Below are 23,325 nucleotides of genomic sequence, written 5' to 3' on the forward strand. Positions count from 1 at the left end.
CATGACGGACGCGCTTCCCCCGGATGCGTCGGATGCCGCTCCCGGCGGCGAGGATGAATCCGTCGACGGGCCCTCCCTCGCTCCCGAAGCCATGGCGGAGCTCGTGCGGAGGGCTGCCAGCGGCGATCGCGACGCGGCGGGCGAGTACTTCTCACTGATGCTGCCGTCGCTGACCCTCACCTCCAAGCGCGTGGCGGGCATCACCCACGATGCCGATGATCTGCTCGGCGATGCGCTGCTGATGGTGCTCGCGAAGTGGTCGCAGGGCACGGGGCCGACCGAGAACGTGCCGGCGTACATCGCGCAGACCATGCGCAACCGCATCCGCGACGACTTCCGCTCGCCGCGTTCGAGGGTCGCACCTCTCGACAACGTCGAGGAGCCTGCGTCGAACGCCGATCCGCGGATTCGCGAGCTCGAGATCGAGTCGGAGCTGGCGATCGTGCGCAAGGCGCTCGCCGAGTTGCCGTCCGACCAGCAGCGCGTACTCGTCGCGACCGTGCTCGAGGGGCGCAAGCCGCGCGATCTCGAAGACCACATGGCGCGTCCGGCATCCGCGATCTATTCTCTGTCGCGTCGGGCGAAGGCGAATCTGCGGCGCGCGACCCTGAGGCTGCTGCTCGAGGAGAACGCTCGACCGGAGTGCGTGGCGGCGGCTCAGCTCCTGCCCGATGCGGTGGGTGACACTCCCGAGGACACGAAGGGCGGACGCTCGGCCGATCACTACCGCACCTGCCCGTATTGCCGTCGGTCGTGGAAACGATTCGCCGGGCTCGCGACTCTCGGCGCACTGCCGCTCGCGGGAGCGGTGGCACTGGCCGGCCCGTCGGGCTCGGCCGAGGCCAGCGAGCAGCCGGTCGACGGGACGGGTGCCTCGGTGTCGGAGGCCGATGCTCCCGCCGATGCTCCGACCGATGCCGGCTCCGGGTCGTCGGTCTGGCAGGAGTGGGCGCGCACGACGGCGATGCTGGCGTCCGCCGCGACGGCGCTCGTGCTCATGACGGTGGTCGTGGTGACCTTCGTCACGAAGACGTGGTTCTTCGCCGAGACCCCACTGGGTTCACTGGAGATGACTTCGGAGACGGTCGACGCCGAGCACAGCGAGTTCGACATGGCGATCACCGTGCAGGACGAGTCGTTCACGCTGGGCACGCTGCGGATGGATCTGTCGGTCGACATCGCGTCGATCACCGCGCCGAGCGGCTGGACCTGCCTGGTCGAGGGCGGCGATGTCGCGTGCACCACCGACCGCGAGTCGCCCAGCGGCGGACGGTTCGAGGTCACGCACGCTCCGGCCGCCGAGGTCACGTTCGACATCGGCTTCGACGGTCGTACCGAAGGCGGCGCGATGCTCAACGGCACGGCGCGCGGCACCGTCGGCGACTGACTTTCGCGTTCCACCGACAGATTCGGTCACCTGGTCCGTCAACTAAGTGTGGGGAGTTGTTCCCCACTCGACCCTCCCCAGTGACCAACACCGGGGCAGCTGCCTTCACGGCGGATGCCCCGGCCACGGTCTCCGACGACCTCTCGGGTGTGCTCGACGACGCGTCGTACAACGGAGACGCCTCGAACGGTGCGACCTACGCCGCACCGGTCCTGTCGTGGTCGCTCGCGATCCCGGTGGAGGAGAGCGTCACGCTCACCTACTCGGTGACCGTGAACGCTCCCGCGACGGGCGACCTCGACCTCGCCAACGCCGTCGCCCCGGGTGACGGTGGCGAGTGCCTCGAGGAGGGGTCGTGCATCACGAACACTCCGATCGCGGCGTACGAGGTCTCGAAGTCCGTCGACACGACGACCACGGCCGCCGGTGAGACCGTGACCTACACGATCGCCATCGGCAACACGGGTGCGGTCGCGTACACCGACGAGAACCCCGCCTCGTTCACGGACGACCTCTCGGAGGTGCTCGACGACGCGACGTACAACGACGATGCGACGAACGGCGCGACCTACGACGAGCCGGTGCTGAGCTGGGCGGGTGCGCTCGATGTCGGCCAGGTCGTCTCGGTCACCTACAGCGTCACGGTCAACGATCCCCTCGCGGGCGACCGTGAGCTCGTGAACGCGGTGCTCCCCGGTGACGGCGGAGCGTGCGGCGACGCGTGCTCGGTCACCACGACGGTCACGCCGCCGGCCCCGCCGCTGGCGACCACGGGTCTGAACCCGTGGATCGTGGGCGGGGGCCTCGGAGTCGCGACGCTGGCGATCCTCGCCGGACTCGCACTGCTCCTGGTGCGCCGTCGTCAGAACATCACGGAGTAATCGAGAAGTAAGGCAGAGGTGAACGGGCGGGGCCATCAGGCCTCGCCCGTTCACCGCATCCACGACATGTCACGCATACATCTCTTAACTGTCACCCGTTTTGCGGCCGTGCTCGCGATCGCGCTGCCGGTGCTGGGCCTGCTCGGCTTCGGTGGGGCTCCGGCGGCCGCCGCCGAGCAGTCGGCGCCGAACATCGCCGTCACTCTCACGAGCGACGCCGAGGCCCTCGCCGCGGGGGAGCGGATCACCTACACCGCCGAGATCGCGAACAGGGGGGAGGCCGTGAACGCCCGTGTGGTGCTCACCCCGCCCGCCTATGTCTCGCTGGGGTCGCTCGACGGTGCCGAGGTCGACGGAAACGAGGCGACCTGGTCGCTCACCCTCGGAGCGGCCGAGACGAGGACGATCGAGATCCCCGCGCGGATCGGCGACATCCCCGAGGCCGAGCTGCGGGCGACCGCGTTGCTCAGCCTCTACGTCGGCGATGGGACGAGTCCGCTCGTGCGCACCGCCTCGGCGGATCTGATCGACGGCGTCGACGACGTGCAGACCGAGGTCAGTCCGCTGCCCGGCATCCTGCTCGCGGTGGGAATCGGCTTGGTCGTGGTGCTGATCGCGCTCGCGGTCGTGTTCATCGTGCTGCAGCGCCGTCGTCGCGCCGCAGAGGAAGCGGCCAAGCGCGACGCATGGGTCGGGTACGCGCGGCGCGAGTCGCAGCCGACGGATGCCGAGGTCGAGACGCCCGAAAGCCGCTGAATCTCGTGGTGGGGCCCTTCGACAAGCTCAGGGACCCAGTTTCTTCACTTGAATCTCGTGGTGGGGCCCTTCGACAAGCTCAGGGACCCAGTTTCAGTGGGGCTTCGACAAGCTCAGGGACCCAGTTTCAGTGGGGCTTCGACAAGCTCAGGGACCCAGTTTCTTTACTGGGTTGCTGAGCCTGTCGAAGCACCCCCCACGCACCGGCATACGACGAAGGGCCCGGGGCAACGCGGAACGCGTGCACCCGGGCCCTTCGTAGAGCTTCTAGCGGACTCCGAAGATGCGGCGCATCGCGACCTCGGCTTCGTCGCCATCGCGGCGGGCGATCGCGGAGGCGAGATCGCGGCTGCCGGCGCGCGCGGCGTCGACCTCGTGCGATGAGTACGAGAGCCGGCGCAGTGCCCGCAACAGCGAGAACTGGCGCTCGGTGATCTCGGCGTGGAGGATCGGGCTGCCGGCGCGTGCCGACAGGAAGAGCAGGAGTTCGAGCGCGGCCGTCGCCGCTTCGGCGGGCGAGCCGATGGCCTCGAGCAGCCCATCGATGCGGGAGACGGCGGTCTCGGCATCCGTCGTCGACAGCGACGCGACCGCCTGGCGGGCGGCGATGCCCCCGCAGTAGCCCGCCCAGCGCCGGCAGTCCTCGGCGATCTGACGGGTCAGCGGCGTCACGCGCGTGCGCCGGGACGGCAGGATCTCGACGAGCCCGATCTGCTGCAGCTGCAGGATGGCCTCGCGCACCGGCGTGCGGGAGATGCCCATCTGCTCGGCCAGTTCGCGGTCGCGCAGCAGCTCGCCGTCTTCGAGGGAGCCGGAGGCGATCGCCGATCCGATCTCGGAGAAGGCGTCGTCACCGAGGAAGCGGCGCTCGCGGCGCAGCTCGGAGCCGTCGTAGATCTCCTGCCGTGGAGTGGCGGGAATCTCTGGGCTCGGGTCGGCCGGGGCCAGATCTTCGGCCGGGTGGGGTTCTTTCAGTGCACTGCGGGGCCGTACGCGGGCTTCGTCCAGGATGACGCTCATCTATCACCAATCGACTCACTGTGAGGGTGAAGGGGGCGGCGCACCACACTCCGCCCCCTTCACGCGACACTCCCCTGGAGCAGCCGCGTAGATGAGGGAACCGACTACCCCTCAAAAGAATGACGAGCGAGCATCAGGAATCTGACGCTCGCTCGTCGATTTGGCGACGGAGTGCAGGAAATCAGCTCTTGATGGGCAGCACCTTGAACTTGGCGGTCGAGCCGGGAGCCGGGGGGACGACGACGGCGAACTCGCTCTTGCCCTGTGCCGGTGCGATGACGACCTCCGCGGGGATGCCCGGTGCGATCACGGCGGCGGGGATGCCGGTGAGCACCCCTGCCTTGGTCGCGCTGGCGGTGAAGGCCTTGAGGGCCTTCTTGTCGAGGCTCGTGACGTAGGTCTGGAACTGCAGGGCGATCGCGTCGAAGCTCTCGTCGGGGATGCTCGGGTGCGAGATCAGCACGGTGTCGACCGTCTGGTTGCCGTTCTTGACCTGTAGTCCGGTGTAGCGCTGCTTGCCGACCCAGCCGCGCGACTGGAAGTCGGTGAAGAGGTTCGCGCCCGCGTTCTTGCGCGTCGCGAAGTGCACGATGAGCAGGATGATGGCGAGGGGCACGAGGACGAGGGGCGCGAAGGAGTAGACGTACGACCACGCCTCGCTGCGTCCGCTCGAATACTCGAAGAGGTCGGGACGGAAGAGCAGCTGCGGAATGTACTCCCACGCCCAGTCGACGGCCTGACCGGTCGAGAAGAGATTGAAGGCGAAAGCCGCGACGCCGAGCCCGAGGCTCGTCCAGCCGAGGCTGGCGATGGTGCGTTTGCCGTCGACGGCCTTCGCGAAACCTTCGGGAGTGGACAGTTGGTGTTGGACGGTGGCCAGGCTCATGCGCCCGAGCATAGCGAAACCCGTGCCGTGGCTATGGCTGCCGACATGGGGAGTAATCCCCACCCGGGGTGGCCGGCACCTGCATGAGAGAGGTGCCGGCCACCTTCGGTGGGCGACACCCCCATGCCGCCCACCTGTGGCCTCGATATTCCCGGATCGAGGGTGGGAGCGAAGACCGAGACTCCGCTCCCACCTCTATTGACGGGTGGGGTGCAGGAATCTGTCGCCGATCCCGGAGATCAAACGATCGCGGCTTCGATCTGCCGGCGGATCTGCTCGAGAGCGGCGACGTTCTTCTCGGCGTCGTGCGGGCTGAACGGGCGGTCGGGCGCGACGTCGAGTGAGATCAGCACCTCGCACCCGCGGCGCATCGGGGTCGACGTGACGCCGACCTCCAGCTCCCAGCTCCAGATCGTGCGCGGGGTGCGGAATCGCAGATGCCGCCGCGAATCGTCCACCTGCAGATCGGTATGCTCGCCGCCGATGACGATCTGCTCGACGGCGCACGCCACGGCATCCGCGTCGCCGTGCACGTGGAAGCGCGCGTGCGCGGCGGAGTCCGGCGCCATCAGCACGGCCGGTGACCAGAGAGGGATTCCCTCGCTCATGTCTTCGTACCTTTCCCCCGGGGTCGAACGATGCGGGCGCGATGCCCCTCTAGGAGACGAGTTCGGCGTCGATTTCCAACGCGGATGCCGGAGATCGGGCGGGATGCCCCCGGATGCGACCGATCCTGCGGGCGATCTCGTCATGTGGATGAGGGGGGCGTGCGCGCGACGCGACCCCGGCGCGATACGACGGGGGAAGCGGTCATGGAACAGTGGAAGTGGAATCTCGGACAGGCGGGGGTACTGTTCCTCGGCGCCGTGGGGTTCTCGCTCGTCACCGCGGCGGTCGGCGTGAGCTGGTGGGTCGCGCTCGTTCTCCCCGCGGCGTTCCTGTCGTCGGGGATCATGCTCACCCGGGCGCTGCGCGAGAGTCGTCGCGGGCGACGGGTGACCGATGCGGACAGCCGCCCGTGATGGAGAGGAAGCGCGCGTACCTCCTGCAAGGAGTCGTGTTCCTGCTCGTCGGTGGCCTCCTCCTCCTCGTGCACGACGACAGGCGTATCGTCGAGGCGATCCTCACCCTGATCCTGGTGTTCACGGTGTCAGCGCTGGGGTTCGCGCTCGCGCTGCGCGAGCGCGTGCGTGAGCGCGTGACGCCGCGCCGACCGAGCAGCCGTCGATATCGGGCGATGGCCGCGGCATTCGTATTCGAGCCGGATGAAGGCTGAGGGGCGGGCGGATGTCGCGCTGGCGGTGGTTCTTGGCGCAGGGCGTGCTCTTCTTGGGCGCGGGGATGCTGTTCGGGCTCTCGCTCGCATTCGGATCCACCGGGGTGTGGGTCGGGTTCGCAGCGCTCGTCAGCTTCGTGGTCGCCGCGGTCACCCTGTACCTGGGCTGGCGGGAGCGGCGGCGGATGCTCGACGAGGAGGAGCGGTCGCGGCGGCGGCGGACCGGGGCGTGAGTGCGGGGTGCACCCGCCGGGTCAGGGTGCCGGGTCGAACCGACGGCCCTCCCGCTTCGCGGGCTGCAGCATGAGAACGAGCAGGAAGAGGCCGCCGACGGCGGGGAGGAACGACAGGAAGAACCAGGCCCCGGCGAGGCCCGCATCGTGCAGACGCCGCCAGGTCAGCGCGAGCCACGGCACCACGAGTGCGAGGGCGATGACGCCACCGACCGCGGCCCCGAGCGGGATGAGCAGTGCGGCCGTCGGGTCGTCGAGGATCGCCGCGCCGGTCGTGCGGACCGGCATCGCGGTATCGGGCTCGGCGCCGGCCGAGACCGTCAGCTGGCTGGTGATCGAGTGCGTGATGCCGGAGGTGAGGCCGACGGTCAGGAGTGCATTCGGAACCAGCGTCACGAGGAAAACGAACAGCGCCACCCACCAGAACTCGCTCTTCGACGCCCGCCCGGTGAACGTCGCGAACCGACGGAAGAACCGGCTCACCGCCTGCGCGAACGTCGCGCCGTACAGCGGCTGGGACAGGGGAGCGGATGCTGCGGACATGGGTCTCCTCGACGGTGGGCCGAGACCATCTTCTCGCGGAACGGTGAGCCGCGGCATCCGCTCGTCGTAGTCATCTGCACGGAACGCGCACGCCTGCGCGGAGATCCGGGCGGATGCCCCGTGCAGACGTGCGACGGCCGTGCAGGTGAGCGCGGATCGACGGTCAGAGCCTGAGGTGCGTCGAATCGGGCGCCCTCGGGCTCGCCGGCGGCGAAGAGAAGAGGGAGGGCGTTGGGGCGCCCTCCCTCGGGATCCGGTCGTGGGGACCTGGATCGGATGCCGGCGGGGAGGCCGGCTGCCGGCGGGGAGGCCGGCGAAGGTAAGAAGCCCTTCACTGGTTAAGACGCCGTATATCGGTTTTCGTGACGCGACCACCGGGGTGAGTTTTCGGCGGGTCCGGGGTGAGAAGCCGATGCCGGGGACTACGCCGAGACGGGCAGCGACCGGGCGGCGTCGTGCAGGCAGTCGATGAACGCGGTGAGAACGGGGCTCTCGGTCCGGGCCTGGCGAACGGCGAGCAGCTGGGTCGTCGGTGAGCCGGCGAGCGGCACGACGGCGATCGACGGCGGCACGAGCTGGCGCACCGACTCGGGCAGGATGCTCGCACCCATGCCCGCGGCGACGAAGCCGAGCGCGGTCTCCTGGTGTGCGACCTCCTCGATCACACGGGGCGTGCGGCCGCCCGCGCCGAGCACCTCGGCCACGCGATCGACGAAGCCCGGCATGAGCGCGCGGGGGTAGGTGATCATCGGTACACCGGCGATCTGCTCGGCAGTGACCTCGGTGAGGTCGGCGAGCGGGTGGTCGGCGGGCAGGCAGGCGACGAGGCGCTCCGCGAAGACGACCTCGCAAGTCAGGGGAACGGATGCCGGCCCCTGCGGCGGCACCTCGTCGCGCACGATGCCGACGTCGAGCGTGCCCTCGCGCAGCCGGGCGAACTGCTCGCCCGAGGTGAGCGGCACGAGGCTGAGCGTGACCTTCTCGCGGCGGGCGCGGAAGAGCTGCACGACGCCGGGGAGCAGGGTGTAGTTCGCCGAGCTGACGAAGCCCGCGGTGAGGTGACCGGCGAGGCCGTCGACGTAGTCGCGCATGTCGGAGCGCACCGATTCGACCTCGTCGAGGATGCGACGGGCGCGCTCCTGCAGATGCCGGCCGGCCGGGGTGAGCGAGACGCGACGGGTGCTGCGCTCGAACAGCGCGGTGCCGACCTCCTGCTCGAGCCGGCCCACCTGCACGCTCAGCGGGGGCTGCGACATGTGCAGCCGCTGGGCCGCGCGGCCGAAGTGGAGCTCGTCGGCGACGGCCATGAAATAGCGCAGTTGACGGAGCTCCATGAGGGCACGATACGTGTCTCGTATTACCGCTCCGTTACGGGGAGATTGCGAGCGAAAAGGTATCAATAACGCATTTGACCTGGGGTTATTCGCACGGTTTCCTGGTGCTGGAGGAGTACCCATGACCGAGGCATCCGCATGACCGCCCCGCACGTCGCTCTCTTCCATGTGCGCACCCACCGGCCCCGCGCCGCCGCCGGGTACCAGGCCCTCCTCGACTCGCTCAACGAGGCGGCCGTCGCCGCCGTCGAGGGGCTCGGATGGACCGCCTCGCTGCACGCCGCGGCCGAAGACCCCGAGGCCGGGCTGCGGCAGGCCTCGCGAGAGGCCGATGTGGTCGTGATCCTCGGCGGCGACGACATCGAACCCGGACTCTACGGTCAGCAGGACCGCCGGCCGCGCCGATCGCCGTACGAACGCCGGGCCGACCGGCTGCAGATCGCCGTGATCATGGATGCCGTCGGCGCCGGGCGCCCGCTGCTCGGACTGTGCCGAGGGCATCAGCTTCTCAACGTCGCCCTCGGCGGGAGTCTGTTGCAGCACGTTCCCGGGCACCGGGGGCCGGGGGCGGAGCCGTTCATCCCCACGACACTCGACTTCGCGGCCGTCGCGCCGGGGCTCGCGCCGCCCGCGCTGTGCACGCACCATCAGGCCATCGACGAACTCGGCGAGGGGCTCGTGGTGCTCACGCGATCGGGCGATGGCGTGATCGAGGCCATCGCCCACGAGACCCTGCCCCTGCTGGGGGTGCAGTGGCATCCCGAGCATCCGCTCACCGCTGCGACGCAGTTCGGCGCGCTGCTGCGAGCGGTGCATGCGGGGGAGTTGGTGGCGTAGGAGTCCCGCCCCGTGTTGCGGAGGAGTTCTCGCGTAACGGAGGAGCGTTTGCGGCATCCGATCCTGCGTTGCGTGTGATCTCCTGCGGAGCGGGGCCCTTCGTCTCGCTGCGCTCGCCCAGGAGCCGGGTGTGTCGTGGGGCGCTTCGACTGGCTCAGCGACCCGGTTCGGGGCGGGTCTAGACGCCGGTGCGGACGACCGTGACGCCGCGCTCTTCGATGCCGGCGGCGGTGGCGTCGCTCAGGCCCGCATCGGTGACGATCACGTCGAGGTCTTCGAGGTCGAACACCCGGTAGCGGCCGAACGAGCCGTACTTCGAACTGCCGGCCACGAGCACCGTCTCGCTCGCGCTCTCGATCGCCGCGGTCTTCGGCGCGATCTTCGACTCGGTCGGGGTCGTGACGCCGCGGCGCAGATCCCACGACGACGACGAGAGGAAGGCGATGTCGATCGACAGCTCGTGCAGTGTGAGGGCGGCGAGACGCCCGGTGGTCGACTGGTTGGCCTTCTCGACGCGTCCGCCGATGGCGATGATGTCGGCGGTGGGGTGGTCGAGGAACGCGGCGATGATGGCGAGGTCGTTGGTCACGACCGTGAGGTCCTGCACCGTCTCGAGGTGCGGGCGCATCGCCTGGATGGTCGTGCCGGCGTCGAGGTAGATGGTCATCGACTCGGTGACGAGGGATGCCGCGTGGCGGGCCATCGCGTCCTTCTCGGCGACGTCCTGACGAGCCTTCTCGAACCGCGACGGCTCGGTGACCAGGCGGGAGGCGATCTTCGCCCCGCCGGGGGTGGCGAGCACGCGGCCGGCCTCTTCGAGCACGGCGATGTCGCGCCGGATCGTCATGTGGCTGACGCCGAGGATGCCGGTGAGCTGGCGGTAGCTGAGCACGCCCTCGCGGCGCAGGTGCTTGACGATCAGCTCGCGCCGCTGCTCGGGGATGAGCGGCGTGGCGGTGGCGTCGTCGGAGGGGGTCATGTCGTCGTCAGCCTAGCGAACGAGGGTGGATTCCTCGGTCCAGGGGGTGCCCCAGCGGTCGGCGAGGGCGCGCACGTCTTCCGGCGGCAGCAGGCGGCGGGGCTTGCCGTCGGTGAGCAGCGCGATGCGGCACGCCTCCTCGAGCTCGATCGCCGCTTCGACGGCGGCATCGAGGTCGGGTGCCGAGACGATCTGACCGTGGTTCGCGAGCAGTGCGGCGCGGAACGGGCCGGGCAGCGCGAGCATCTGCGCGGCGAGGTCGGGGTCGCCCGGCACTCGGAACGGCACCAGCGGCGTCTGGCCGACGCGCATCACGAAGTAGGGGGTGAGGGGCGGGATGGCGCTGTGCTCGGACCATGGCTCGAGGCAGCTCGCGGCGACCGCGAACGGCGAGTGCAGGTGCACGACGGCGGTGTGCTCGACGTTCTTGGCGTAGAACGCGAGGTGCAGGCTGAGCTCTTTCGACGGCTTCGCGCCGCGCAGGTGCTCGCCGCCGCGGGTGACGACCGCGATGTCGGCGTCGGTGAGGCGGCCGAGGTCGGTGCCGGTGCCGGTCATGTACACGACGTCGTCGACGCGGATGCTGACGTTGCCGCTGCTGCCGGGGCTGATGCCGGCGGCGGCGACGCGTGCGCCGGCCGCGATGAGTGCGTCAGTGGGAGTGGTCATCGAGCGCCCTCCAGGCGGTGGTGAACATGTCGTCGGCGCCGAAGTTGCCCGACTTGAGAGCGATGGTGACGGGGCCGTGCGCGGTTTCGGCGGCGCTCCAGCACACGCCGGGGGCGATGCGCGGTCCGATCAGCAGACGCTGGATGCCGAGGCGCTGCACGACCGCGCCCGAGGTCTCGCCGCCGGCGACGATCACCTGGGTGACGCCGAGTTCGGCGGTGGCGCGGTCGACGATCGCCGAGAGCACTTCCTCGATCCGGCCGGAGACGGTGTTGCCCTCGGGGCCGCGGCGGATGTCGTCGAGCGACCCGACGGTGTAGAGGAGCGGGATGCTGTCGGCGTCGAGCGTCTCGAGCCACGAGACCGTGTCGGCCACGACCTGCTCGGGGTCGGCGGCGATCGCCTCGATGTCGAGCTTGCGGCTGGGGAGCGTGTGAGCGGCGTGCGCGATCTGCGCGCGGGTCTTCGCCGAGGCGCTGCCGCACACGATCAGGCGGCGGCCGGGGGTGACCTCGATCTGGGAGAGGGTGCCGGGGCGCGGTCCGGTCATCCCGAGGGCGAGACCCGCCCCGCCGGTGACGACGCGCCAGTCCGAGACGGCGGTCGCGATGGTCTCGAGATCGGCGTCGGTCATCGCGTCGACGACGGTGTAGCCGGCCGGCTCGGAGCCGAGGGTGCTGCGCAGGGCCGCGGGGCCCGCCCACACGGCATCCGCCCCCACCTCGTGGATCGGGCGCGCGGTCTGCGGGGCGAGGATGTCGCGCAGGCGCGACTGCGTCATCGGTGTGAGCGGATGCTGTCGCATGGGGGAGTGCTCGAGGAGCTCGTCGTGCACGAACAGGTGTCCGCGGTAGACGGTGCGGCCGTTGTCGGGGAACGAGGGTACGACGATCGTGCGGGTCTCGCCGAGTTCCTCGAGCACGGCGTCGAGGATCGGGCCGATGTTGCCCTCAGGGGTGGAGTCGAAGGTCGAGCAGTACTTCACGTAGTAGCGGCGGGAGCCGAGGGCCTCGAGGGCGCGCACGGCGCGGAGGGACTGGGCGACCGCGTCTCCGACCGGGGCGGTGCGGGTCTTGAGGGCGACGACGACGGCATCCGCATCGCCGAGCTCGGCCGGGTCGAGCGGGGCGTCCTCGATCGAGACGACCGCGCGGAACCCGCGCTGGCGCAGCGCGATGGCGAGGTCGGTCGCGCCGGTGAAGTCGTCTGCGACGGCGCCGATGTCGATCACGGTTCCTCCTCGGGAGTGGGTGCCCTCATTCCATCACGTGTGAACTGTTGTGAACAAATTTGAGAAATGTTTACGACTGTGAAACAGTGTTCGAGGCCGCAGGGAGAACCCGCTCCCGCAGCTCTCGTACGACCGCACGGAACGTCCCGTGCAGAGGGGACCACCGATGACCCACGCTCCTATCCGCGTCGCTCTCACCGGCGCACGCGGAGGTTTCGGCCGCACGTTCCTCTCCCAGCTGCGCTCGATCGACCGTATGACGGCCACGCAGCTCATCGACCCCGATGTCGACGGCGTGCGCACCCTCATCGCCGACCTCGGCGGCCTCCCCGACGCCGAGCCGATCCCCGGCCACGACGACGTCCGTTGGGACGAGATCGACGTGCTCGTCGAGGCTTCCGGTCGCGTCGAGGCGGGCTACCGCTACGCCGCCGAGGCCATCGAGCGCGGCATCCATGTCGTCATGGTCAGCAAGGAGATCGAGAGCGTCGCCGGTGTCTCGCTCTCGCGCGCCGCCCGCGCCCAGGGTGTCGGTTACCTGCCCGGCGACGGCGACCAGCCCGCCAACCTGCTGCGCCTGCTCGACTGGGTCGAGCGCGTCGGCCTCGAGGTCGTCGCCCTCGGCAAGTCCGGCGAGTACGATCTCGTCTTCGACCCCGCCACCGGAGTGCTCGAGCAGCAGGGCGAGCGGATCGAGGCATCCGCCCTCACCGACCACCTGTTCCTCGGCGACGACATCGACAAGACGCTCGCCGCCCGGGCATCCGTCGTCGCACCGCTCAAGCGCGCCGCCGCCGCCGACTCCTGCGAGATGGCCGTCGTCTCGCTCTACGCCGGCGCCACCGCCGACACCGAGCGCATGCACTACCCCGTCGCCCGCCCCAGCGAGCTGGCCGACATCTACGCCCGCCGGGCCGACGGCGGCATCATCGGCACCGACCGCACGGTCGACGTGTTCTCGGCATTGCGCCTGCCCGGCGAGACGAGCTTCGCCGGCGGCGTGTTCGCGATCGTCACCACCGGCGACCCCGAGACCTGGGACCTGCTCGCCGGCAAGGGCCACATCGTCTCGCGCTCGGGCCGCTACGCCTGCATCTACTGGCCGTACCACTTCATGGGCGTCGAGACCCCGCTCACGATCGACGCTCTGGTCGAGGGCACCTCGACCTTCGCCGAGCCCCGGCACCACACGGTGCTCGCCGCCCGCGCCGCCCGCGCGCTCGCCGCGGGAGAGACGTTCGAGGTGCGCGGTCACCACCACGAGATCGACGGCGTCGCACCCGTCATCATCGATCGGGCGGATGCCGTCACCGACGCCGACGACACGCTCGCGGCCGCGTACTACCTGCTCTCCGGCGCACGCCTCGTGCGCGACATCGCCGAGGGCGAGCTCATCCGCCTCGCCGACCTCACGGGCGTGGCCGATGACGTGCGCACCGCCTTCGTGGAGGGCGTGCGGCTGTGAGCATCGAGACAGCTCGCCGGATCCAGGACGCGCGCCTCCCCGAGGGGCACGATCTGCGCATCATCGACGCGCACCACCACTTCTGGGACCTCGACGGCGACGGCCACTGGCCATGGATCCAGGACGAGTACAACGAGCAGTTCTTCCTCGGCGACTACAACGCCATGCGCCGCACCTTCCTGCCTCGCGAGTACCTCGCCGAGACCGCGGGCTGGAACATCCTCGGCACCGTACACTGCGAGGCCGAGCGCAGCCGGAGCGAACAGGTCGCGGAGGACGACTTCCTGCAGGGGCTCAGCGACGCCACCGGCGGACGCTTCCCGATCGCCGCCGTTGCTCACGTCGGTTTCCTGCAGCCGGACCGCGACGAGGTGCTCGCCGGTCACGCGCAGCGCTCCATCGTGCGCGGCATCCGATCGAAGCCCGTCATCGCCGCGCGCGCCGGCGAGACCGCGACGGGCCCCGGCACCCTCCACGACCCCGCGTGGGTCGAGGGCATCGCGGCGCTGGCGGCGCACGGGTTCTCGTGGGACCTGCGCGTGCCGTACTACCACCTCGCCGAAGCGGCCGACGTACTCGCGGACTTCCCCGAGCTGACCGTCGTGATCAACCACTGCGGCCTGCCGCTCGATCGCGACGCCGACGCCCTGCGCGTCTGGCACGACGGCATGGAGCGCCTCGCCGCGCTGCCCGGCACCGCCGTCAAGGTCTCGGAGCTCGGCCTGTACCGCAACCGCTGGGACCGCTCCTCCAACGAGGAGGTCGTGCGCGACACCCTCGCGATCTTCGGCGCCGACCGCGCGCTGTTCGCCTCCAACATGCCGGTCGCGACCCTGACCGCCCCCGACTTCGACGAGGTGATGGACACGATCCTCACCGGTGCCGCCGGCCTCGACGCCGCGGGACTCGACGCCCTCTTCCACGGCACCGCCGCACGGGTCTACCGACTCGACGTGCCCGCCGTCTGACCCGTTACCGCTCACCCGAAACCCTCTGACACCCCCCTGAACCGACGAAGGACCCTCATGACGACCGTCAACGACGACAAGCTCTTCCGGAAGGTGATGCTGCGCGTGCTCCCGCTCGCGATGCTCGGCTTCTTCCTCTCGTACCTCGACCGTGTGAACATCGGCTACGCGCAGGCCACGATGAGCGCCGACCTCGGCTTCTCGAACGTGGTCTACGGTCTCGGTGCCGGCCTGTTCTTCATCGGATACTTCATCTTCGAGATCCCCTCGAACCTCATCCTCGCCAAGGTCGGCGCGCGCAAGTGGATCGCCCGCATCATGATCACGTGGGGCCTGATCTCGGGCCTCATGTTCATCGTCGACAGCGAGTGGATGTTCTACCTGCTGCGCTTCCTGCTCGGTGTCGCCGAGGCCGGCTTCATCCCCGGCATCCTCTTCTACATGGCGCACTGGTTCCCGGCCAGCCGCCGCGGACGCGCCTGGGGCATCTTCTACATCGCCCTCGCATCGTCGGGCCTCATCGGCGGCCCCGTCTCGGGCTTCATCCTCAGCGGCATGGACGGCGTCTGGGGCCACACCGGCTGGCAGTGGCTGTTCGTGATCGAGGCGATCCCCACCGTGCTCCTCGGTATCGTCATCCTCTTCTGCCTGCAGGAGGACTACCGCAAGGTCACCTGGCTCACCGAACCCGAGCGCGATCGCCTCGGCTCCCTCCTCGCCGCCGAACGCGTCGATGAGGCCGAGACCCCTCTGCGCAAGGTCTTCACCAGCAAGCTGATCTGGCTGCTCACCGCCGTGTACTTCTCGTACAACTTCGCCCTGTACGGCATCAGCTTCTGGCTGCCGACCCTCATCGGCGACCTGGGCATCACCGACACCGTGCAGATCGGCTTCCTCAGCGCGCTGCCCAGCCTCGCGGCGATCATCTCGATGGTCACGTTCGGCTACCTGTCGGACCGCGCCGGCGAGCGCCGCAAGTTCATCGCCGCAGCCTTCCTGCTCAGCGCCACCGGCTTCGCGATCTGCATCATCGCGGGCACCGACCCGGTCTGGGGAATCATCGGCCTGTGCCTCGCCAACGCGGGCGCCCTGTCGATCCCGGCGATCTTCTGGAGCTTCCAGACCTCGATGCTCGCCGGCACCGCCCTCGCCGGCGGTATCGCGCTCATCAACTCGACCGGAAACCTCGCGGGCTTCGCCGCCCCGTACCTGATCGGCTTCGTGAAGGACACGACCGGCGTCGCGACCGTCGCCCTGTACATCACGGGCGGCATCATGATCGTCGGCGCGATCCTCACGATGACCGTGCGGCAGCATCGCGCCGTCGCCACGGCGAAGGACCTCCCGTCGGAGCTCGTCTCGAAGTAGACCCCCCGCTACCGAGACCGGCCGAGCCCCCGCAGACAGCGCGTCTGCGGGGGCTTCGTCGTGGGTGGTGGCCCGGTTTCGAGGAGTGGGTCCCTGAGCTTGTCGAAGGGCCCCTCCCCGCGGAGCTGCGTCTCGTGGGGGACGCTTCGACAGGCTCAGCGACCCAGCGGTGCGGCTCGGTGACTCGGTGGCGCGGCTCGGTGACTCGGTCGGGGACTGGGTCCCTGAGCCTGTCGAAGGGCCCCGCCCGACGAGACTTATCCCCAGGCGGGCAAACGCGCCGTTCACGGCATCCGACAATTGCCCATGGCCTGGACGTACATCCTCCGCTGCAACGACGGATGCTTCTACACCGGAAGCACGAACGGCGATCTCGACGCACGCGTGTGGCAGCACAACCACGATGACGAGCTCGCGGCGCACTTCACTCGTGTCCGCCAACCCGTCGTGGTCGTCTACGCGGAGAAGTTCGACACCGTCGACGCGGCGTTCTTCCGGGAGAAGCAGATCCAGGGCTGGAGCCGGGCGAAGAAGATCGCGCTCATCGAGCAGCGGGGCGAAGATCTGCCGAGGCTGTCCCGTTCCTCGGGGAGGGACGCTTCGACAGGCTCAGCGACCCAGTAGTGCGGCTCAGCGACCCAGTAGTGCGGCTCAGCGACCCAGCCTCTGCAACTGGGTCCCTGAGCTTGTCGAAGGGGCCCGCCGCTGCACCCGAAACGCGCCGGAAACACCTTCTGCCGACGACTGTCATCTGCGGGGTCGGACGCGTATCGAAGGCACATTCCTGTGCGAACAACATGGGACATCGCCCCATAGCAACGGCCCCGCGGCGGCATCCACACTGAACGACAACAGGCCGGTGGTGTGCACCGTCCGCGGAAGAGACGGAGCATCATGGAGTCGTTCGAGGTCGCAGTCGTCGGGATGGGAGCGCTCGGCAGCGCCGCCACCTACCACCTGGCCCGTCGTGGAGCGAAGGTGGTCGCGCTCGAGCAGTACGAGCTCGGTCACGTGCGGGGAGCCTCGCACGACACCTCGCGCATCGTGCGGACCTCGTACGGATCCACCGCCTATGTGCGCCTCGCCCAGTCCGCGTACCGCGACTGGGCCGACCTCGAGGCCGAGTCGGGCGAGCGCCTGCTCACCATCACCGGCGGCGTGATCCTCATCCCCTCCGACGGCCCCTACTCGGCATCCGATTTCACCACCGCTCTCACCGAGTGCGACGTCGCGCACGAACTGCTCTCGCCCGCCGAGGTGCAGGCGCGCTGGCCGCAGTTCCGCGTGCCCGAGAACGTCGAGACGGTCTACACGGCCGACACCGGCATCGCCCATGCCTCCCGCACGGTCGCGACGCTGCAGATGCGCGCCCGCGTGCACGGCGCCGACATCCGCGACCGCACCGCCGTCGAGCGCCTCGCGCCCGACGGCGACGGCGTGATCGTGCACACGTCGAACGGCGACATCCGCGCCGGCAAGGTGATCCTCGCGACGGATGCCTGGACGAACACGCTCCTCGACCCGCTCGGTGCGACGATCCCGCTCGACATCATGCAGGAGCAGGTCAGCTACTTCCGCCCCGCCGAGCCCGAGAACTACGACCGCTCGGTCTTCCCCGTGTGGATCTGGGAGGACGACGAGTGCTACTACGGGTTCCCGACCTACGGCGAGCCGACCATCAAGGCCGCCCGCGACGTGTCGGAGAACCGGATGACGCCCGAGAACCGGTCGTTCGTCCCCTCGCCCGAGCTCATCGAGCAGCTCACCGGATTCATGCACGACGTGATCCCCGGATCCGGCCCCGAACTGCGCACGGTCACCTGCCAGTACGCGCTCACCAAGGACCGCCGATTCGTGCTCAGCGCGCTGCCGCAGCACCCCGACATCATCGTCGGCCTCGCTGCGGGTCACGGCTTCAAGTTCACGCCGGCCCTCGGTCGGGTGCTCGCCGAGCTCGCCCTGGACGGCGAGTCGACCGACGACCTGAGCGAGTTCGCCGCGGCGGACTCGATGGTCGTCTGACCCGCCTGCCCGCGGCATCCCGATCGCCGCGCCCTTCTTCCGCCCCTGCTATGGAGGTTTCGCCCATCATGCGACCGTTCCCCTGGGCCGCCGCACCGTACAGACGCCCTCGCGCGCTGGGTAGCGTGACCGCCATGTCATCGACGACACCCTCCGTTCTCGGACCCCGCACGCACGCGACAGCGGGCGCACGCCACCGCGTGATGAGCACGGGGGAGTGACACGACGGTGACCCGCTACATCATCCAGCGCATCCTCTCGTCGCTGTTCGTGCTCTTCATCCTCTCGATCATCGTGTTCTCGATGGTGCGGATCATCCCCGGCGACCCGCTCGCCGCGTTCGTCGACCCGGCCAACCCCGACCCCGCGAAGCTCGAGGCCCTGCGCGCCGAGCTCGGTCTCGACCAGCCGTGGATCACGCAGTACTTCTCCTGGCTGCTGGGCGTCGTGCAGGGAGACTTCGGCCGCGCGATCACCGTGCCGGGCGAGGTGTCGACCCTCATCGCGACGCGCCTGCCGCTCAGTCTCACCCTCGCGGTGATGGCGACCGTGTTCGGCACCGTGCTCGGCATCCCGGCCGGTGTGCTGGCCGCGACCCGCTGGCGCCGCCTGCCCGACCACGTCGTGCGCGGTCTGTCGTTCGTGCTGCTGGCCACGCCGCCGTTCGTGCTCGGCACCGTGCTCATCCTGGTGAACTCGCTCACGCTCCGCCTCCCGCTCGTGGGATACGCGGGGGCGGCGAACGATCCCCTGCGGGCGATCGGGGTGCTGATCCTGCCCGCCCTGCTGATCGGCATCGTGCTCGCCGCGATCGTCGCCCGGTACACGCGCGGCACCCTGCTCGACACCCTCGGTCAGGACTTCGTGCGCACCGCCCGCGCCAAGGGCGCCTCGCCCGGACGACTGGTCGGCCGGCACGCGCTGCGCAACGCGCTCATCCCGGTGACGACCGTCATCGGCATCGAGCTCGCGGCGCTCGTCGGCGGCACCGTCGTCATCGAGGCGGTGTTCTCGCTGCCGGGGATGGGCTCGCTGCTGCTGACCGGCATCCGCTCCTCCGACTATCCGATCATCCAGGCCACCGTGCTGCTGATCGGTGTCGTCTACGTGGTGATCAACTTCGTGGTCGACCTGCTGTATCCGTTGATCGATCCCCGAGTGAGGGTGCACACGCGATGACCGTCACAAGAGAACTCGCCCTCGCCAAGGTCGCCGGCAAGCGCCCGGCCCGCCGCAAGTTCGGCCCCGCGTTCTGGAGCGGCGCCGGCATCCTCGGCGTCATCCTGATCCTCGCCGGCTGGATGACGGTCGCGCCGCTCTACGATCCGTTCGTCGCCTCGGGTCCCGCGCTCGCCGCGCCGAGCCTCGACCACATCCTCGGGACCGACAACCTCGGCCGCGACACGTTCACCCGCCTCGCGCTCGCCGCCCGCACCAGCCTCATCATCTCGGGGGCGGCCGCGCTGCTCGGCGCGGTGATCGGCACCTTCTTCGGTCTGGTGGCCGGGTACGTCGGCGGATGGGTGGATGCCGTCATCATGCGCGTCGTCGACGCGGTGCTCGCCCTGCCGGCGATCCTCGTCGCCCTCGTCGTCGGCGTCGTGATCGGCAACGGGCCGTGGCCGCTGATCCTCGCCCTCGGACTCGTGTTCGCCCCCGGTTTCGCCCGGGTGATGCGGGCTCCGGTGATCGCCCTCCGCGAGCGGGACTTCGTGCTCGCGGCGACCCTCAGCGGCGTGCGCCCGGCGCGCGTGATCGTCGAGCACCTGCTGCCCAACGTGCTCACCCCGCTGTTCGTGCAGTTCGCCTCGGTGGCCTCGCAGGTCGTGCTGATCGAGGCGGCGCTGAGCTACCTCGGCCAGGGTGTGCAGGCGCCCGAGCCCTCGGCCGGCCGCATGATCAGCGAGTTCACCCGCTTCATGCAGCTGCAGCCGTTGCTGATCATCCTGCCCTCGCTGGTGATCATCCTGCTGTCCGCCGCGTGGAACCTCCTCGCCGACGGAATGCAGGACTACCTCGCCCCGCGGCGCGAGCCCGCCTTCTCGCTCGGGCGGCGCACGAAGCGCCGCGGCCCGGCGAACCCCGACCGCACCACCACATCCACGCAGCACACCCGAACGGAGTAGAGGTATGAACAGACGACACTGGGCAGGGGTGGCGGCACTCGCCGTCGCGACCCTGGCGATCGCCGGATGCACGTCCGGCGGCGGTACCGGCACCGGCGGAGAGGATGCCGGTGACCCGGTCGCCGGCGGAACCCTCACGTGGGGCGTGCCCGCCGAGCCCTCGGCCGGCGGCATCGACCCGATGGTGGCCTCGGCCATCGCCGCCGAGGTCATCTACTCGATGGCCTACGACACCCTCCTCACCCGAGACGACGACGGCACCATCGAGCCGGCCCTCGCCACCGAGTGGGAGCAGACCGACGAGACGACGTGGGTGTTCCAGCTGCGTGACGACGTCACGTTCGCCGACGGCACCCCGTTCGACGCGGGTGACGTCGTCTACTCGTTCGAGACCCGCAAGGACGGCGGCACGAACGCCACCTACCTCAGCCTGATGGACAGCGTCGAGGCCACCGGCGACTACGAGGTGACGTTCCACTTCAGCGCCCCGGACGGCACGTTCCTCGACGCGGTCTCCGCGCGGCAGACCTTCCTCATCGTCAGCGAAGAGGCCTACGGCAACGCCACCGAGGAAGAGCGTCAGACCACGAGCGTCGGCACGGGTGCCTACCAGGTGACCGAGTGGAACCAGGGCGTCTCGGTGACGATGGAGAAGAACGAGAACTACTGGGGCGAGGAGCCCTACATCGACACGATCGTGTTCGAGCTGTACCCCGACGAGAACACCCTGCTCGCCGCCGTGCAGCAGGGCAGCGTGCAGGCCGCGTCGTTCATCGACGGCAGCCTCGCGCAGCAGGCCGCATCGTCGGGCTTCACGCTCGGTGAGGCCGCGTTCCGTCAGAACCTCGCCGTCTACGTGAACCCGGAGTCGGGTCCGCTGGCCGACGTCGACGTGCGCCGCGCCTTCTCGCTCGCGCTCGACCGACAGGCGATCGTCGACACCGCCATGCTCGGCAACGCCGGCATCTCGTTCGTGCCGCCCGCCGGAGACCCCGGCGCCACCGACGCCACGAAGCTCCCGTACCACGAGCGCGACGTCGACGAGGCGAAGCGTCTGCTCGAAGAGGCCGGTCAGCCCAACCCCGAGATCACCCTCAGCTACATGGGTGACGTCGCCGCGGCGCACCACCCGGTCTACGAGATGATGCAGCAGCAGCTGGCCGAGGCGGGGATCACCCTCAACCTCAAGGCCACGCCGCTCGCCGAGATCTCGCCGATCTTCACCACCGGCGAGTCCTGGACCGACCTCGTCGCGATCCCGGGCAGCCCGCGCGCCTCGGCGGCCTACTACCTCGAGCCGGTGCTGCTCGAGGGCGGCTACTACAACCACTGGGACGGCAACCCCGACGCCGAGAAGGCCCGCGAACTGCTCGTGCAGGCGAAGTCGGCGGCCACCCCCGAGGAGTACAACGAGCTCGTGGCGGAACTCGCGACCGAGGCGGCCGACAAGGCGCTCGAGTTCGTGCCCGCCGCGGTGCCGGTGTACTTCGAGGTCTGGGACAGCAACAAGCTGCATGACTACGAGAACGACGCGTTCTACGCGCGCTCGGCTCTCGACCACGCCTGGTTGACGCAGTGACACCCCGCCCCGGCGCCTCTTCCCCCCCGGAGGCGCCGGGGCACCCCTCCCCGCTTTCTCTCCCGTATCGATCACAGAAGCGAGTCGCGCATGACCGACGCCACCGACGCCCTCCGCGTCGAAGACCTCAGCATCGCCTACGGCAGCGCCCCGCCGTCGGTCTCCGGCGTCTCGCTGCGCGTGCGCAAGGGCGAGATCGTCGGCGTGATCGGCGAGTCCGGCAGCGGCAAGTCGAGCATCGCGCTCGCCATGATGGGGCTGCTGCCCGATTCGGCCCGCGTCACCGCCGCGAGCATCGACGTCGCCGGCTCCGACATGAACGACGCCACCGAGCGCGACTGGGCCCAGGTGCGCGGAGTGAAGGCATCCATGGTCTTCCAGGAGCCGATGTCGGCGCTCAACCCCTGCATGCGCATCGGCGCCCAGATCGCCGAGGTGCTGCAGATCCACGGCAAGGCCGACAAGAAGCAGGCGCGCGCCCGTGCCCTCGAGATCCTCCGGCTCGTGCAGATGCCGGATGCCGAGAAGCGCCTGAACTACTACCCCCACCAGCTCTCCGGCGGTCAGCGTCAGCGCGTCGTCATCGCGATCGCCGTCGCCGCCGGCCCCGACCTGCTGGTCGCCGACGAACCCACCACCGCGCTCGACGTGACCGTGCAGGCGCAGATCCTCGACCTCATCAAGAGCCTCCGCGACGAGACCGGCATGGGCGTGCTGTTCATCAGCCATGATCTCGGCGTCATCGGCCAGCTCTGCGAGCGGGTCGCCGTGATGTACCGCGGACGCGTGGTCGAGACCGGTTCGGCCCGACGCGTGCTCGAGGACCCGCGGCATCCGTACACCCGGGCGCTGCTCGAGAGCATCCCGCGGCCCTCGGTGCCCGTGCGCTCGCCGCTCGCCGTCATCCCCGCCGTGAACGACTTCGACAGCGTTCCCGCCGTGCTCGAGGAGGCATCGTGACCGACGCCCTGCAGACCCCCGCAGCCCTTCCCGACGACGTGCTGCAGGTGAAGAACATCACCCAGCGTTTCGGGCACGGCGACAACGTCATGACCGCCCTCGACGACGTGAGCCTCAGCGTGCCCCGCGGCGAGACGCTCGGTCTCGTCGGCGAATCCGGGTCGGGCAAGAGCACGCTCGCCCGCGCCATCCTGCTCATGCGCAAGCCCACGCTCGGCACGATCGAGTTCGACGGCGCCGACGTCACCGGCATCCGGGGTCGCGCCCTGCGCACGCACCGCCGCCGTATCCAGATGGTCTTCCAGGACCCCAACGACTCCCTCGACCCGCGCTTCACGGTCGCCCGCTCGATCGCCGAGCCGCTCGTGGCCGCCGGCATCGGCCAGAAGGAGCGCCGCCGCCGGATCGCCGACTCGCTCGACCGCGTGGGGCTGCCGATGGATTCCGCCGGACGCTACCCGCACGAGTTCTCGGGTGGACAACGCCAGCGCATCGCGATCGCGCGGGCCATGGCCGCCGAACCCGAGTTCGTGGTGCTCGACGAGCCCACCTCGGCGCTCGACGTGTCAGTGCAGGCGCAGGTGCTCAACCTGCTCGTGCAGCTGCAGAAGGACACCGGCGTCACTTACCTCTTCATCACCCACAATCTCTCGGTCGTGCACCACATCGCCCATCGGGTGGCCGTGATGCACCAGGGGCGGGTCGTCGAGGAGGGCACCGGCGAGCAGGTCATGAACGCTCCGCAGCATCCGTACACCCAGAAGCTCCTCGAATCGATGCCGGTGCTGTACCGGAGCTGAGGGTC

The 23,325-nt window shown here is 69.7% G+C and carries 25 protein-coding genes; 17 read left to right on the forward strand and 8 right to left on the reverse strand.

Going from position 1 to position 23,325, the window contains the following annotated elements; genetic code table 11:
• Window position 1: 1 nt before the first annotated feature.
• From WFJ97_RS11160 to WFJ97_RS11170, 3 genes are all read left to right on the forward strand, one after another.
• Window positions 2-1,387 (forward strand): RNA polymerase sigma factor, encoded by a 1,386-nt coding sequence (locus WFJ97_RS11160; RefSeq protein WP_336641530.1) that lies wholly within the window; start codon window positions 2-4, stop codon window positions 1,385-1,387.
• Window positions 1,388-1,467: 80 nt separating this feature from the next.
• Window positions 1,468-2,268: a DUF7927 domain-containing protein gene (locus WFJ97_RS11165; RefSeq protein ID WP_336641531.1), complete on the forward strand. Its 801-nt coding sequence runs from the start codon at window positions 1,468-1,470 to the stop codon at window positions 2,266-2,268.
• Window positions 2,269-2,334: 66 nt separating this feature from the next.
• Window positions 2,335-3,024 carry a hypothetical protein gene (locus WFJ97_RS11170; protein WP_336641532.1) on the forward strand — a complete coding sequence of 230 codons (690 nt, stop codon included), beginning with the start codon at window positions 2,335-2,337 and terminating at the stop codon, window positions 3,022-3,024.
• 267 nt (window positions 3,025-3,291) lie between these two features.
• On the opposite strand, the gene WFJ97_RS11175 is transcribed toward WFJ97_RS11170, so the two are convergent.
• The 3 genes from WFJ97_RS11175 to WFJ97_RS11185 form a co-directional block, all read right to left on the reverse strand.
• Window positions 3,292-4,044, reverse strand: coding sequence for a GntR family transcriptional regulator (locus WFJ97_RS11175; RefSeq protein ID WP_336641533.1), 753 nt, complete (start codon window positions 4,042-4,044; stop codon window positions 3,292-3,294).
• A 181-nt stretch (window positions 4,045-4,225) separates the two neighbouring features.
• Window positions 4,226-4,930: a hypothetical protein gene (locus WFJ97_RS11180; protein WP_336641534.1), complete on the reverse strand. Its 705-nt coding sequence runs from the start codon at window positions 4,928-4,930 to the stop codon at window positions 4,226-4,228.
• Between the two features lie 239 nt (window positions 4,931-5,169).
• The gene (locus WFJ97_RS11185; RefSeq protein WP_336641535.1) at window positions 5,170-5,538 is read right to left on the reverse strand and encodes a hypothetical protein; all 369 of its coding nucleotides are present in this window, start codon (window positions 5,536-5,538) and stop codon (window positions 5,170-5,172) included.
• Between the two features lie 204 nt (window positions 5,539-5,742).
• Between WFJ97_RS11185 and WFJ97_RS11190 the strand changes: the two genes are divergently transcribed.
• Genes WFJ97_RS11190 through WFJ97_RS11200 form a run of 3 tightly spaced genes read left to right on the forward strand, consistent with a single transcriptional unit; the run spans window position 5,743 to window position 6,439 of the window.
• Window positions 5,743-5,952 (forward strand): hypothetical protein, encoded by a 210-nt coding sequence (locus WFJ97_RS11190; protein ID WP_336641536.1) that lies wholly within the window; start codon window positions 5,743-5,745, stop codon window positions 5,950-5,952.
• On the forward strand, window positions 5,952-6,206 hold the full coding sequence (locus WFJ97_RS11195) for a hypothetical protein (protein WP_336641537.1): 255 nt from the start codon (window positions 5,952-5,954) through the stop codon (window positions 6,204-6,206). Before WFJ97_RS11190 ends, WFJ97_RS11195 begins: the two co-directional genes overlap by 1 nt.
• A gap of 11 nt (window positions 6,207-6,217) precedes the next feature.
• Window positions 6,218-6,439: a hypothetical protein gene (locus tag WFJ97_RS11200; RefSeq protein WP_336641538.1), complete on the forward strand. Its 222-nt coding sequence runs from the start codon at window positions 6,218-6,220 to the stop codon at window positions 6,437-6,439.
• 21 nt (window positions 6,440-6,460) lie between these two features.
• Here WFJ97_RS11200 and WFJ97_RS11205 read toward each other — a convergent pair whose 3' ends face one another.
• Window positions 6,461-6,982: a DUF805 domain-containing protein gene (locus WFJ97_RS11205; RefSeq protein WP_336641539.1), complete on the reverse strand. Its 522-nt coding sequence runs from the start codon at window positions 6,980-6,982 to the stop codon at window positions 6,461-6,463.
• Between the two features lie 422 nt (window positions 6,983-7,404).
• On the reverse strand, window positions 7,405-8,316 hold the full coding sequence (locus WFJ97_RS11210; protein ID WP_336641540.1) for a LysR substrate-binding domain-containing protein: 912 nt from the start codon (window positions 8,314-8,316) through the stop codon (window positions 7,405-7,407).
• Between the two features lie 138 nt (window positions 8,317-8,454).
• Between WFJ97_RS11210 and WFJ97_RS11215 the strand changes: the two genes are divergently transcribed.
• Window positions 8,455-9,153 carry a gamma-glutamyl-gamma-aminobutyrate hydrolase family protein gene (locus WFJ97_RS11215; RefSeq protein WP_336641541.1) on the forward strand — a complete coding sequence of 233 codons (699 nt, stop codon included), beginning with the start codon at window positions 8,455-8,457 and terminating at the stop codon, window positions 9,151-9,153.
• Between the two features lie 178 nt (window positions 9,154-9,331).
• Here WFJ97_RS11215 and WFJ97_RS11220 read toward each other — a convergent pair whose 3' ends face one another.
• From WFJ97_RS11220 to otnK, 3 genes are read right to left on the reverse strand one after another with little or no spacing between them, the layout of a single operon-like run.
• Window positions 9,332-10,132 (reverse strand): DeoR/GlpR family DNA-binding transcription regulator, encoded by an 801-nt coding sequence (locus tag WFJ97_RS11220; RefSeq protein ID WP_247624259.1) that lies wholly within the window; start codon window positions 10,130-10,132, stop codon window positions 9,332-9,334.
• 12 nt (window positions 10,133-10,144) lie between these two features.
• Window positions 10,145-10,801: a class II aldolase/adducin family protein gene (locus WFJ97_RS11225; RefSeq protein ID WP_336641542.1), complete on the reverse strand. Its 657-nt coding sequence runs from the start codon at window positions 10,799-10,801 to the stop codon at window positions 10,145-10,147.
• Window positions 10,785-12,032, reverse strand: coding sequence for a 3-oxo-tetronate kinase (otnK, locus tag WFJ97_RS11230; RefSeq protein ID WP_336641543.1), 1,248 nt, complete (start codon window positions 12,030-12,032; stop codon window positions 10,785-10,787). The genes WFJ97_RS11225 and otnK overlap by 17 nt, the downstream gene beginning before the upstream one ends.
• A 166-nt stretch (window positions 12,033-12,198) precedes the next feature.
• On the opposite strand from otnK, the gene WFJ97_RS11235 reads away from it, so the two are divergent.
• From WFJ97_RS11235 to WFJ97_RS11280, 10 genes are all read left to right on the forward strand, one after another.
• The gene (locus tag WFJ97_RS11235; RefSeq protein WP_336641544.1) at window positions 12,199-13,497 is read left to right on the forward strand and encodes a homoserine dehydrogenase; all 1,299 of its coding nucleotides are present in this window, start codon (window positions 12,199-12,201) and stop codon (window positions 13,495-13,497) included.
• Window positions 13,494-14,465: an amidohydrolase family protein gene (locus tag WFJ97_RS11240; RefSeq protein WP_336641545.1), complete on the forward strand. Its 972-nt coding sequence runs from the start codon at window positions 13,494-13,496 to the stop codon at window positions 14,463-14,465. Before WFJ97_RS11235 ends, WFJ97_RS11240 begins: the two co-directional genes overlap by 4 nt.
• Window positions 14,466-14,522: 57 nt before the next feature.
• Entirely contained in the window at window positions 14,523-15,833 is a 1,311-nt protein-coding gene (locus tag WFJ97_RS11245; protein ID WP_247957110.1) for an MFS transporter, read from the forward strand.
• Window positions 15,834-16,139: 306 nt separating this feature from the next.
• On the forward strand, window positions 16,140-16,457 hold the full coding sequence (locus WFJ97_RS11250) for a GIY-YIG nuclease family protein (protein ID WP_336641546.1): 318 nt from the start codon (window positions 16,140-16,142) through the stop codon (window positions 16,455-16,457).
• 270 nt (window positions 16,458-16,727) lie between these two features.
• On the forward strand, window positions 16,728-17,855 hold the full coding sequence (gene solA / locus WFJ97_RS11255; RefSeq protein ID WP_336641547.1) for an N-methyl-L-tryptophan oxidase: 1,128 nt from the start codon (window positions 16,728-16,730) through the stop codon (window positions 17,853-17,855).
• 228 nt (window positions 17,856-18,083) lie between these two features.
• Window positions 18,084-19,034, forward strand: a complete 951-nt coding sequence (locus tag WFJ97_RS11260; RefSeq protein WP_247624267.1) for an ABC transporter permease — start codon at window positions 18,084-18,086, stop codon at window positions 19,032-19,034.
• Window positions 19,031-19,981 (forward strand): ABC transporter permease, encoded by a 951-nt coding sequence (locus WFJ97_RS11265; protein WP_247633611.1) that lies wholly within the window; start codon window positions 19,031-19,033, stop codon window positions 19,979-19,981. Before WFJ97_RS11260 ends, WFJ97_RS11265 begins: the two co-directional genes overlap by 4 nt.
• Before the next feature lie 4 nt (window positions 19,982-19,985).
• Window positions 19,986-21,560, forward strand: a complete 1,575-nt coding sequence (locus WFJ97_RS11270) for an ABC transporter substrate-binding protein (RefSeq protein WP_247624269.1) — start codon at window positions 19,986-19,988, stop codon at window positions 21,558-21,560.
• 90 nt (window positions 21,561-21,650) lie between these two features.
• Entirely contained in the window at window positions 21,651-22,520 is an 870-nt protein-coding gene (locus WFJ97_RS11275) for an ABC transporter ATP-binding protein (protein WP_247624270.1), read from the forward strand.
• The gene (locus tag WFJ97_RS11280) at window positions 22,517-23,320 is read left to right on the forward strand and encodes an ATP-binding cassette domain-containing protein (RefSeq protein WP_247957107.1); all 804 of its coding nucleotides are present in this window, start codon (window positions 22,517-22,519) and stop codon (window positions 23,318-23,320) included. Before WFJ97_RS11275 ends, WFJ97_RS11280 begins: the two co-directional genes overlap by 4 nt.
• The last annotated feature ends 5 nt before the right edge of the window (window positions 23,321-23,325 follow it).

It is taken from the genome of Microbacterium sp. USHLN272 (assembly GCF_037149655.1).
Taxonomy (GTDB): Bacteria; Actinomycetota; Actinomycetes; order Actinomycetales; family Microbacteriaceae; genus Microbacterium; species Microbacterium galbinum.